The organism is Kluyvera sp. (genome assembly GCF_965301105.1).
Window position 1 is genome coordinate 1 of sequence record NZ_CBDKZX010000097.1, and the last position, 12,660, is coordinate 12,660.

Sequence of the window (12,660 nt, forward strand, 5' to 3'; positions counted from 1 at the left end):
ATTTTTATCCGCTTTTCTTTTCCTTTAGTTCCAAATGGTTATTTTTTCATCCACCTTTAGAGGGATGAGAATATTCTTCACCTTCATATTTATAAAAATTTTCACTCAGAAAAGCATATTGACAATATTTAACCCCAATGAAATTATTCGATCACGGATAAGGAGGGGACAATGATGTCGCTCAATAATGATTGTGGAAGAATCAACTGTATGAGTTGCCCTTCTAACTGTGAAGTTAAACCCAATACTTCGCTACGAGTTTCATTTTGCCAGAACTATTGTTTTTGTACCTGGCCGGAAGCGAGTGGCTATTTTTCTCTTGGGGTCATGGAAGGGCTTCTTAAGCAAAGCTATAACTATCTGTACCTTGGGTGTATTTTTGTTGATTTTTCTATCAGCTATCTGCGTTGTTTTACCGATAAACGCTGGATTGATTATCTACGTGAAACAAAATTGAAAATTGTTATCGTTTGCGATAAATACCTTAAACCATTGGCAAATTATTGGTTTAAACACTCAAAAGATATTTTCCTCATTATATATCAACAGGATAAGTTAAGTATTGCTTGTGAGAAATTAAAGAAACGCTTTATCTATCAACGCGATGCTTTCTTCCGTGGAGAGGTGCTCTCGACGCTGGAGTTTTCTGTCCTGAGCGCACTGATCGCCGGTGAAGGCTGCAACCAGCTGGCCAGCGAACTCAATGTCGACATCCGGACGGTGTATGCCGCAAAGCGTCGCGCGGAAAAAAAGATGGGTGCAGATATTAATACGCTGTTTCGGTTTTCACACGCTCTGCAAATGTGACTAAATAATTAACCGATGTATTTATAACAATCACCTCGCGGTGAGGGAGGCCTGCACCCTAAATATTAAAAATGAATAAAAACATCCCCGGAAAACCCTACGTTGACGCCATGGTCGACGCGCTTTTCCATTATTAAGAAAAAAGAACGTCTTGAATAAATATTAAAACAACACTGGCAGCGACATAAAAGGAAGAAGACAAGGAGTTTATTATGATGCCGATACCCTTAAAACCCAGGAAGTTAGCATTGTGTATCACTGTCGCATTGCTGGCGACAAATATCAGCATGAGTGCCGTGTATGCCAACACGCTAAATGCGAATAACACCCTCTATTACTACTCGTCCGGTAATCCGAACGGCAACAACAGCGACTATACCAACTACGATGAAGTGGTTATCACGACCAATGCGATAGCGTCAACCAGCGGGCTGAAAGGCTGGGCTATTTATATGAACGGCGAAAATTACAAGTTTAACGATCTCACCGTTAACACTTCTGGGATGTTATCTGATGGCATCCATACCAAAAACGGCGGCGGTAATATCGTCATTGAAAATTACAAGGCGATAACCAGTTCCTACAGCTCTGATGGCATTAACCTGGGGCGGGAGCTCTCGGCGAACTATTCCCGGGTGACGGTGAATAATGAGACCAATATTAAAGCGGCGGGAATGGGCGTTCGTGCTAACGCCTCGGTGAACAGTGCGAATGCGGTAGCAACCATTACCCTTAACGGTCCAACAACCATTGAAACCACCTCCGCAGGCTCTAATGTTGCCGGCTATACCGTTTATGCAGGACAGGATACGGAAGCCAACTCTACGGTGGTGAAGGGGAAGGCGGAAATTTTCCTGAACGGAGATAGTACGCTTAAAACGGTGGGTAAGAACGCCCATGCGGTCTATGCTCGCGCAGCGGGTACCATTTCTCTGGGAAATGTGGATATTTCGGCGACGGGAGCAACGGCGAATGGACTGTTTGCTTCCTCGACGACGGCCGATCAGCAGGCCGCTATTTACCTGGCTAAAAACGCCACCATTAATGTCGCAACCGGTTCGGCAATATACGCGACTGGCGACGAAGCGCGGGTGAAATCTTACGATCTCAACACCGCGACTGATGTGGCGGGCACCTATGTCGTTAATGGGGATATTGTCGCGGATAAGGGCGGGCAGATCCAACTGCATATGGCAGAGGATAGCGCGTTTACCGGTGTGACCAACTCTAACCAACTTCCCACCTCGGCAGCCGATGCCGGGACCATCGCGCTGACAATGGATGGCTCGCGTAGCCTCTGGACGATGACCGGCGATTCAGTGCTGTCATTGCTTACGCTGAACAATAGCACGGTCGCCTGGTCGGGGGCCGCGGCGGGAAATATCCTGACCGTGGCCGGGAACTACCACGGTAATAATGGTCTGCTGAAGCTCAATACGGTGCTCGGTGATGACAGTTCGGTCAGCGATAAGCTGGTCGTTCAGGGCGATACCTCCGGGACCACACGCGTTGCCGTGGCTAATGCGGGCGGGAGTGGCGATAAGACGATTAATGGTATTGAAGTCATTCACGTCGACGGCGCTTCTGATGGCGATTTTGTGCAGGCCGGGCGTATTGTCGCTGGTAGCTATGAATACGCATTACGTCGTGGGGAAGGGACTGAATACAGTAACTGGTTTTTGATGAACGCACCGGCAGCGCCAGAACAACCGGATCCTGAAAAACCAGAACCTGAAAAACCGATACCCGAACCTCCCGCGCCTGAGCAACCGACACTGCGTCCGGAAAGTGGTTCGTATATTGCTAACCTGGCCGCCGCTAACACGATGTTTACGACCCGGCTGCACGATCGTCTGGGCGATACGCAGTACATAGACATGCTGACGGGAGAAGTGAAAACGACCAGTTTGTGGATGCGTAATGTTGGGGGTCACACGCGTTTTAAAGATTCCAGCGGCCAATTGAGCACGCAAAGCAATCGCTACGTTTTGCAGTTGGGCGGCGATCTGGCGCAATGGAGTACCGACGGTCTGGATCGTTGGCATCTGGGTCTGATGGCGGGCTACGGTAACAATCAGAGCAACACGCGCTCTGATGTCAGTCGCTATCACTCTCGCGGTCAGGTGACGGGGTACAGCGTCGGGTTGTATGGAACCTGGTACGCCAATGATGAGAACAAAACCGGTACTTATCTGGACAGTTGGATCTTGTATAACTGGTTCAATAACAAGGTGTACGGCCAGGGATTAGCCAGCGAGAAATACGATTCCGATGGTATCACCGCCTCCGTTGAAGGTGGCTATAGCTTCCTGATGGGAGAGCGTAGCGACGGGCGTTCTACCTACTGGCTCCAGCCGAAAGCGCAACTCACGTGGATGGGGGTGAAGGCCGACACTCACACGGAAGCCAACGGTACCCGAGTAGAAGGCAAAGGCGACGGTAATCTGCAAACGCGGTTGGGGATGAAGGCATTTATCAAAGGCCATAGCGCCGTGGATGAGGGGAAAGAGCGTGAGTTCCAGCCTTTTGTTGAGGCTAACTGGATCTATAACACCCGGTCCTATGGTGTCGCCATGAATGGTGTCACGAACTATCAGGCTGGAACACGAAATATCGGCGAGCTGAAAGCCGGCGTTGAAGGCCAGATAGGCAAAAATCTTCATATCTGGGGAAATGTTGCTCAACAGATTGGGGATAAAGGCTATAGCGATACACAGGGTATGCTGGGGATCAAATACGCATTCTGATGCATTTAACTACCGCTGATGTGCTGTGGTATCGAGAACGCTATGAATATTTACGCTGAAGAGTTGCGCATCATTATGGACGTCATCATGGATATCATCTTTTACGCACGAGAGGAGAATCGAGGTGATGCGGCATTCCGTCGGTTGTTACATGAACTGGAGGCGCGAGAGTTTCCGGAATCGGTGAATACGCTGTGTCAGCAGGCGGCAAATACATGGTTTTTATCCAGCAGCATCACGGAGACGGCGGACAAAACGACGCTACAGCAGTCGGCTACCGTATACCTGTTAGCGGCTTTTGGTCGAATCAATGCGCTGGCGACCATGGAAGAATACCTGGAGCAAAGGAATAAAGAGTTGTTCGGCCTGCGCTAAGTGGATAACTGTTTTCCCTGAAAGATTTGCCCCGTGAGAGACCACGGGGCTTTTTTTATGGCGAGTTAGTGCCCTTTCTTGTGTCTTACAACAAGTGAAACCATAGTTAGTTAACCACTCGTTTATCTATCTTGCGGGGATGTGGGCTATGGAGATGTATCTGCAAAGAATGAAAAAGGAGTGGCTGACGCTGCTCGACCAAACGGAACCTCACATCAGACAACAGGCTGCCGATATTGCCGTTGCCCATGCACAGGCGTTGAGCGTGGAGTTTTATCGCGTGGTCCTTGCCGATCCCCATGCTGAAGAGTTTCTCAGCAATGAGCAGGTTGAGAAACAACTTAAGACCGCACTAGAGAAATGGCTTATTGATATCCTCTCCTGCAATGTAGAGGACGTTGAGGGACTGATGGCTGCTCAGCATACCGTGGCGGAAGTTCACGCTCGCATCGGTATCCCTGTCGAGTTGGTTGAAATGGGATTCCGGGTATTAAAAAAATTACTCTATCCCGTCATTATTTATGGCCCGCAACCGTCGGCAGATAAATTACAAATTTATCACTTTGCTATCAATAGTATTGATTTGGCGATGGAGGTTATGTCGCGTGCCTTTTCCTTTAGCGAAAGCAGTATGGCTAAAGAGGATGAAAATTATCGGATTTTCTCGTTGCTGGAAAACGCCGAAGAGGAAAAAGAACGACAAATCTCTTCGTTGTTGTCGTGGGAGCTGGAGATTATTTACAAGGTCGTACTGGATGCCGATATCGGTAATACCCTGCCGCTGAGTCAGTCTGATTTTGGTCTGTGGTTTAATCACAAAGGTCGGCACTATTTCAGCGGCATTGCCGAAGTCGGGCATATTTCGCGCCTGCTACAGGATTTCGACGGTATCCTTTCCGCTATTAACGACACCACTAAACCACTCAACGCGAAGACACATCGCAACAAGTTTTTGCTGCAACTCAGAAGTACCGTTTCGCAGATTACGACGCTGCTACGCGAGTTGTTTGAGGAGGTATCCCGCCACGAAGTGGGGATGGATGTGCTGACAAGACTGCTCAATCGTCGTTTTCTGCCGACTATCTTTAAGCGAGAAATCGCCCATGCCAACCGCGTGGGGACCCCGTTATCGATCCTGGTGATTGATGTCGACAGGTTCAAACACATTAACGATACGTGGGGGCACAATACTGGTGATGAAATTCTGCGTCGTGTGTCGCAGGTATTTTATGACAACGTACGCAGCAGCGATTACGTTTTCCGCTATGGTGGCGATGAATTTATTATCGTGTTGACGGAATCCACCGCCCACGATACGTTGCGTACCGCCGAACGCATCCGCAGTCGCGTAGAGAAAACCAAAGTGAAGGCACCTAGCGGCGAGGAAATTTCGTTATCACTATCTATTGGCGCGGCGATGTTTAGCGGCCATCCGGATTATGAACGATTAATTCAGCTGGCGGACGAGGCGTTGTATATCGCAAAAAAACAGGGGCGCAACCGCGTTCAGATGTGGAAACCTGGTTGATTTTTGCACTATTTATTTAATCAATAACGTGCCGCCGGCATTCTCTCTTCACCTGCTGCCGTTATTCTGCATTCCGGTCATTATTAAGAAAGTCTCGGCCGCCTCGACGCTCACATCGGGTGGGGGGCTCCAAAGCACGACGATGGCGAGATTTCGTCAATCGGCATTGCGACACGATAGCGCATCAATCATCCATCCTGTTTGCCAGAAATCACGTAGCGTTCGCGTTTCATGATTTGAACAGGGATTCACTATGCGTAAACGCGCTTGCCTCACGCTCATCCTGCTGACGGGCCTTCTTTCTGGCTGTACGACGGCTTACACCATGACCACCCGAACGGGAAAAACTATCGACACGCAGGGAAAACCGGTCGCAGATGCTACCACTGGCATGACCACATACGCGGATACCTTCGGTTATCAGCGTGTGATAGCGACCAGTGAAATTGTACAAACCACGAAGGGCAATACGACGCTGGGGTGGTGATAACACATGACGATGATGGGTTGAAGAGCTGTGTGGCGATAGAATGCATGAGGACGGGCGCTATCGCCGCTCAGTATTCATGCATTTTTATTGCGTTAACGCAGCGTATGACCAAAATAAATCAATCGGATACCATCAAGAATAATATGTTTAAGATGAACGTTTTGATTTTCAGTGGCCAACTATTATTCTTTCGCTTTAAAAACAACGACGCTTCAGGAGGCTTATCCTCACCTATTTCGATATGTGTAGACAAGGACAGTGTGTTGTGAGGACCGGTTCGGGCATAAATGCGCCTTTGTTCACCTCGTTGCTGATGTCTGCCGATATTGAAAAAATTATCTCTGCGATCCTAATCTGGAGCCGAGTAACCCCCTGCCGATAGTTAGCTTAACATAATCATCAATCAGACTCGATCAGGAAATTGATTGCGTTATTCCAAAGAGCACTCCTTAACGTGAAAATTCTTATTTTGGAACTGTCCAAATTAGGAATTTTTCTTGCTTGAAATGTTAATTCACCTATTTATACTGCTCTCGGTGTTGTTTTATTTTTATATTGATTTAAATCAATTATCTTCTTTTATTGCCTAAATAAACCAGACCTTTTTTATTACCTGGGATATCTCACTGGTAACAAGGTAAATATTAATGAAAAACTCTGCTTTTTCTGAGGTGTGAACGAAGAATTCGGAGGAAAATTCCTAAAATTCAGCATTTGACAGATCTAAGATCTGTAAAGTTGATCTTGACTCGAATATTATCCTGCTGTTTCATGCAAAAGTATTACACGCGTTATGGCGATTGAGTATAACAACGAGGGTTGGTTAGATGAGCGATAGTTTCCAAAGTGAGGTGCCTAAGGCACGTATTAACTTAAAGCTGGATCTGCATACTGGTGGCGCAACGAAAAAGACGGAATTACCTCTAAAACTGCTGGTGGCGGGGGATTTCAGCAACGGTCAGGAGGATGCATCGTTGTCTGAACGGGTTAAGGTTAATATTAATAAAAACAACTTTGATGCAGTCCTTTCCGAATATTCCCCAAAAATAAATCTTACCGTTAAAAATACGCTGGCAGATGATGGCAGTGAAGAAAATATCAGCCTTGCATTCCAGAGCATGAAAGATTTCACGCCAGAACAGGTGTCCCGCCAAATACCGCAACTGAAGGCCATGCTCTCGATGCGTAATTTGCTGCGCGATTTAAAAGCCAACTTACTAGATAACCAGGCTTTCCGAAAAGAGCTGGAAAAAATCCTACTGGACCCGGCGTTAAGCGCAGAGCTTCGCGCCGAACTGTCTGCCCTGGCCCCTAAACAACCCTAACCGTCACCCGGTAATCACGGATTAACCAAGGAATGCTCATGTCTGTAAAAAATGAAAACGCCGCGGCTGGCGACAGCGTTGTGCTGGAACGTCCTGCTGCGGGCGGGGTGTACGCGTCGCTGTTTGAAAAAATCAATCTTAGCCCGGTGTCTGAACTGAGCGCGCTGGATATCTGGCAGGATGCCCAGGCGATGTCGGATGCCACCGCGGATGAACGCCTGACCGCCGGTATGCAGGTGTTTCTGGAATGCCTGACCAAATCGGGTTCACGAGTCGAAAAACTCGATAAAAACCTTATCGATCACCACATCGCTGAACTTGATTACCAGATTAGTCGTCAGTTGGATGCGGTAATGCACCATGAAGAGTTTCAAAAAACGGAAAGTGTCTGGCGCGGTCTGAAGTCACTGGTCGATAAAACGGATTTCCGCCAGAACGTCAAAATCGAACTGCTGGATATGTCGAAAGATGACCTGCGTCAGGACTTCGAAGACAGCCCGGAAATCATTCAGAGCGGCCTGTATAAGCACACCTATATTGACGAATATGACACCCCGGGCGGAGAACCCATCGCCGCGCTGATTTCGGCGTACGAGTTTGACGCCTCGGCGCAGGATGTCGCCCTGCTGCGCAATATCTCGAAAGTGTCCGCTGCCGCCCACATGCCGTTTATCGGGTCCGCCGGGCCGAAATTCTTCCTCAAAGAGTCCATGGAAGAGGTGGCCGCCATTAAAGATATCGGCAATTATTTCGATCGTGCCGAGTATATCAAGTGGAAATCTTTCCGCGAAACGGACGACTCCCGCTATATCGGCCTGGTGATGCCGCGCGTGCTGGGGCGCCTGCCGTATGGTCCGGATACCGTGCCGGTTCGCAGCTTTAACTATGTGGAAGAAGTGAAGGGGCCGGATCACAATAAATATCTGTGGACCAACGCGTCGTTCGCTTTTGCCGCCAACATGGTGCGCAGCTTCATCAACAACGGCTGGTGCGTGCAAATTCGCGGCCCGCAGGCTGGCGGCGCGGTGCAGGATCTGCCTATTCATCTGTATGATCTGGGGACCGGTAATCAGGTTAAAATTCCTTCTGAAGTGATGATCCCGGAAACCCGCGAATTTGAGTTCGCCAACCTCGGATTTATTCCACTTAGCTACTACAAAAACCGCGATTACGCCTGCTTCTTCTCAGCAAACTCGGCCCAAAAACCGGCGCTGTACGATACCGCTGACGCTACCGCGAACAGCCGCATCAATGCCCGTCTGCCGTATATCTTCCTGCTGTCGCGCATCGCGCACTACCTGAAGCTCATTCAGCGCGAAAATATCGGTACCACCAAAGACCGTCGTCTGCTGGAGCTGGAGCTCAATACCTGGGTTCGCAGTCTGGTCACCGAAATGACCGATCCGGGCGACGAACTGCAAGCTTCTCACCCGCTGCGTGACGCCAAAGTGGTGGTGGAAGATATCGAGGACAACCCAGGCTTCTTCCGCGTGAAGCTGTATGCGATCCCGCACTTCCAGGTAGAAGGGATGGACGTGAATTTGTCGCTGGTTTCCCAGATGCCGAAGGCTAAATCGTAACCGAAGGCAGGAAGCTGATGAAAACGGAACAACCGTTATGGGGCAGGGGCGTTATGGTCTCTCCCCAGCACTTCCAGCAACAGGCCGCTTATGCGGCCTGGTCTGCCGAAGGTATTGCCCGGATGGGCCTGTCTCAGCCCTGGGGCGTGATTCATGTTGCTTTCGAAACGGATACGCTAAAGCTGGGGCACCTGCAGGCCAGCCATTTACACGTGCGTTTCCAGGACGGCACGCTGATCGATACGGACAATGCTGACGCCTTACCGCCGACGTTGACGCTCGACCACGAATCACATGAGGTGATTGTGGTTCTGGCCCTGCCGCTGTTGCGGGCGAACGGCGGTAATTGCCTGAAACCGGAAGAGGTTGCCGAGCGGCCAGTCCGTTTTCGTCAGCGCTGGCACGATGTCCGCAACACGTTTGGTGACGATACCCGCCAGATTGCGGTCATGCAGCCGGAGCTGACCCTGCGTTTTGCCCATCAAAACAACAGTGATTACCTGACATGTGCGGTTGCCCGTTTGCGGCAAGACTCGCAGGGCGGTTGGGTGATGGATGAGACGTTTCTTCCGCCTCTGCTGACGCTGCAGGGCAGCCGTTGGCTGGTATTACAGCTTGAACAACTGATGACGCAGCTGCGCGCCAGGCTCAGTCGCCTGATGGCCATGCGCCGGGAAAGTAACGAGCGCATGGCCGATTTCGCCGTGGCGGACGTTTCGCTATTTTGGCTGCTTAACGCCCTGAACAGCGCGGAGCCCGTACTCGGGCAGTTTCAGCGCAACCTGCAAAATCCCCCGGAGCGGCTATATCCGGAGCTTGCCCGCCTTGCCGGTAGTCTGCTGACTTTTTCACTGGAGCATCAGGTTAGCGCCATTCCCGCCTGGCACCATGAGCAGCTAAATCAGGTGTTCCCGCCGCTGTTTGATCTCCTGAGCGACCTGCTGGAAGCCAGCCTGCCGTCGCGCGTGGTAGCCATTGAGCTTGAATATGATGCGCGGCTTCACTTCTGGCAGGCTCGCCTGCACGACCCCCGCCTGCGCGAAGAGGCGGATTACTACCTCTCTGTGCGGTCGCCGATGCCGGTGGCGCAGTTGCAGGAGCAGTTCCCGCGTCAATGCAAAGTCGGCAGCCCCGATCACGTCAGGAGCATAGTGAACTCATCGCGCGTTGGCGTGCCGCTTACGCCGCTACGTCATGTGCCTGCGGCTATTCCGCTGCGTCTGGAAAATCAGTATTTCAGTCTTGATGTGACCCATCCTTTGGCGGCCGAAATGCTGCAGAGCGGTTGCTGCATGTTTTACGTTCCGGGGATGCTCGGCGAGCCTGAACTTGAACTCTTTGCGGTATTAAGAACATGAATGAGCATAAACACGGAAAAGCCGCGCCCATTGATATCGACGGCCTTCTGCAGGACACCTGGCTGCAGGTCATTAGTTTGCGCTATGGCCCGATTTTTCAGGAAGGCGAAGGACGCTTGCTGTGGGAGCGCTGTGTCGCCGACGTGGAGCGCGTCCAGCGTGAGCTTAAAGCCAGTGGGCTGGATGAGGCAAGCTGCCAGCACATCCTGACCGCGCAGTGCGCCCTGCTTGATGAAACGGTCAAAGGCCGAGGCGTCGACGATGACGCCTGCGTGCAGTGGTATGACATTCCCCTGCAAGGGCGTTTCCTCGGCACCATGGATGCCGGTGATACGCTGTGCGAGCGGATGCGCGAGGTTCTGCATGAGCCGGCCCCCGAGACGGCGGTGGTGACCTGTTTTCAGCGGGTGATGATGCTGGGTTTTCTCGGTCATTACCGTCCGTTGAACGATCCGGAGCGGCAAAAACTGGTTGAGGCGCTCAGTGAACGCGTTGCGCCATTTAGCTATCCGCAGACGCATCCCGTGCTGGCGGAGTGCCAAAACGGGTGGAATCTGGGCGGTTGGCTGGTGTCGTGGCCTGTGCGTATTGCGTTAAGCGCTGTTGTTGTCGCCGCGCTCTGGTGGGGGCTGGATCATTGGCTTAATCAAACGCTGTTAACCCTGCTGCCGGGAGCGGTGCAATGAGTCCTGCACAACGGCGCGGGCTGGTTCTATTGGCAGCGGTGCTATGCGCCGTGGTGTGCCTATTTTTTTTGCCGGTTAACCGGTGGGTTTCCGTTCTGCTTCTGCTGGTGATTTTCGGCCTGACGGCGACGTTTTGGGTGATGACTCTCCGCCGTCATCAGGATGAACTCATGCTGCGTCTTGAGAACCTGCCGGAAGCGGCATACCGCCAGCCTGTCGTCCTGGTTTGTGGCGATCTGCCGCTCTCCTGGTCGCAGCCCTCGCAGGTGTTGACCGTAACGCAGGGCTGCTGGATTCGGGTTGAAGAGCATCAGGAGCTTGAACAGGTAGCGCGTGAGTTGCTAAGACAGCGTCCCGACTGGGGACGCCAGCTGTCGGTCATGGTCAGCGTCTGCCCGCAAAAACATGCAGACAGCGAAGCACTGACCAGCCGCCTGTTATCGCTGCGTTGGCAAATGAGTCAGGTGCGTAAGACATTCGGCCACGATGTGCCGTTGGTGCTCAATGCTCAGGTGGGTAGCGCCATGGTGGACGATATGCTCTGGCAGGCCGCTATTCCGGATGAAGGGGTGAGGATTTGGCGGGCTGCTGCTGCCCCAAGCTCCATTGCCGCGTGGGTCAGTACCGGCGGGGCAATCGCCATGCAGCAGCAGGTCTTGATGAACAGCCTGGTGAGCTGGTTTCGTCAGTCGGTCAAATCGGTATTTATCGATGAGAATCCGGATGTTCCGGCTATCGTGCCGACGGCGGTGCTGTGGGGGATTGGCCCCATTGTTGCCGGAAGCCTGGCATCTTCTCTCTGGACTGCCTGGCTTTCTCGCCACACCGCGATGCAGCAGGTTGAAGGCTGGCAGCCCGTGGGCACCGACAGCACCGTACTCTCTCCTTTTCCTGATTTTGTTCTGCCGCTATTGCCGGAAGGCAGAGGCTTAACGCCGCGTGCCCGCACCCGGCGCTGCGCGTTGGGCATCTTCACGCTGGCTACCCTCGCGGCGCTACTCTGCAGCGGCTGGAACAACGATCGGCTATTGCACCGCGTGAGCTTTGATATCGCCCACTATAACGCGATCGCCATGGATAACTTCGGCCCGAAAGCCGATGCCCTTGCCATTCTGCAACAGGATGCCGGGCAGCTTGACGACTGGGCGCGCAATGGCGTGCCGGTCAGACTGAGCCTTGGCCTGTATCAGGGGGAGCGCCTGCGGTTGCCGGTACTGGAGGCGATTCGCACGTATGTGCCGCCGCCCCCGCCGCCCAAACCGCAGCCGAAGCGAAAGCCAATCCCGAAAATTATCCGCCTCGACAGCATGTCGCTGTTCGATTCAGGCAAGTACGACCTTAAATCGGGCTCCACCAAACTGCTGGTCAATTCGCTGGTTGGCATTAAAGCCAAACCGGGCTGGCTGATTGTGGTGGCGGGGCATACCGATAACACCGGTAATCCGCAACTGAACCAAACGCTGTCTCAGAGACGTGCCGAAGCGGTGCGCGACTGGATGCGTGATACCGGCGACGTACCGGAAAGCTGTTTTGCGGTGCAGGGCTACGGTGAAAGCCGTCCGATCGCAACGAATGATACGCCGGAGGGCCGTGCGCTCAACCGCCGTGTCGAAATCAGTCTGGTACCGCAGGCGAACGCCTGTCTGATACCAGGCCAACCCTCAGCGTCATCGCAGGATGATGACGCTTCACAACACAATGGAGAGTAATCCATGGCAATTCCTGTTTATCTTTGGCTGAAAGACGACGGCGGCGCGGACATTA

10 protein-coding genes are annotated in these 12,660 nt (G+C 52.0%); all 10 read left to right on the forward strand.

Annotated features, from left to right (window positions below; all coding sequences use genetic code 11):
- Positions 1–171: 171 nt before the first annotated feature.
- The 10 genes from ACW14G_RS20365 to ACW14G_RS20410 all read left to right on the forward strand — a co-directional run bounded on the left by ACW14G_RS20365 (position 172) and on the right by ACW14G_RS20410 (position 12,605).
- Entirely contained in the window at positions 172–807 is a 636-nt protein-coding gene (locus ACW14G_RS20365) for a LuxR C-terminal-related transcriptional regulator (protein ID WP_249022940.1), read from the forward strand.
- Positions 808–1,019: 212 nt separating this feature from the next.
- A complete protein-coding gene (locus ACW14G_RS20370) occupies positions 1,020–3,554 on the forward strand; it encodes an autotransporter outer membrane beta-barrel domain-containing protein (RefSeq protein ID WP_419057123.1) in 2,535 nt (844 codons plus the stop codon).
- A 42-nt stretch (positions 3,555–3,596) separates the two neighbouring features.
- Positions 3,597–3,929: a hypothetical protein gene (locus ACW14G_RS20375; protein WP_163449405.1), complete on the forward strand. Its 333-nt coding sequence runs from the start codon at positions 3,597–3,599 to the stop codon at positions 3,927–3,929.
- A 148-nt stretch (positions 3,930–4,077) separates the two neighbouring features.
- Positions 4,078–5,457 carry a diguanylate cyclase gene (locus ACW14G_RS20380; protein WP_249022941.1) on the forward strand — a complete coding sequence of 460 codons (1,380 nt, stop codon included), beginning with the start codon at positions 4,078–4,080 and terminating at the stop codon, positions 5,455–5,457.
- Between the two features lie 253 nt (positions 5,458–5,710).
- Positions 5,711–5,944: a YgdI/YgdR family lipoprotein gene (locus tag ACW14G_RS20385; RefSeq protein WP_167575302.1), complete on the forward strand. Its 234-nt coding sequence runs from the start codon at positions 5,711–5,713 to the stop codon at positions 5,942–5,944.
- Between the two features lie 830 nt (positions 5,945–6,774).
- On the forward strand, positions 6,775–7,272 hold the full coding sequence (gene tssB / locus ACW14G_RS20390) for a type VI secretion system contractile sheath small subunit (RefSeq protein ID WP_163449220.1): 498 nt from the start codon (positions 6,775–6,777) through the stop codon (positions 7,270–7,272).
- 32 nt (positions 7,273–7,304) lie between these two features.
- Positions 7,305–8,852 carry a type VI secretion system contractile sheath large subunit gene (tssC, locus tag ACW14G_RS20395; protein WP_167575303.1) on the forward strand — a complete coding sequence of 516 codons (1,548 nt, stop codon included), beginning with the start codon at positions 7,305–7,307 and terminating at the stop codon, positions 8,850–8,852.
- A 14-nt stretch (positions 8,853–8,866) separates the two neighbouring features.
- Positions 8,867–10,210, forward strand: a complete 1,344-nt coding sequence (gene tssK, locus ACW14G_RS20400) for a type VI secretion system baseplate subunit TssK (protein WP_249023298.1) — start codon at positions 8,867–8,869, stop codon at positions 10,208–10,210.
- A complete protein-coding gene (tssL, locus tag ACW14G_RS20405; RefSeq protein WP_455648746.1) occupies positions 10,207–10,896 on the forward strand; it encodes a type VI secretion system protein TssL, short form in 690 nt (229 codons plus the stop codon). Before tssK ends, tssL begins: the two co-directional genes overlap by 4 nt.
- Entirely contained in the window at positions 10,893–12,605 is a 1,713-nt protein-coding gene (locus tag ACW14G_RS20410; protein ID WP_249022943.1) for an OmpA family protein, read from the forward strand. Before tssL ends, ACW14G_RS20410 begins: the two co-directional genes overlap by 4 nt.
- Positions 12,606–12,660: the final 55 nt, after the last annotated feature.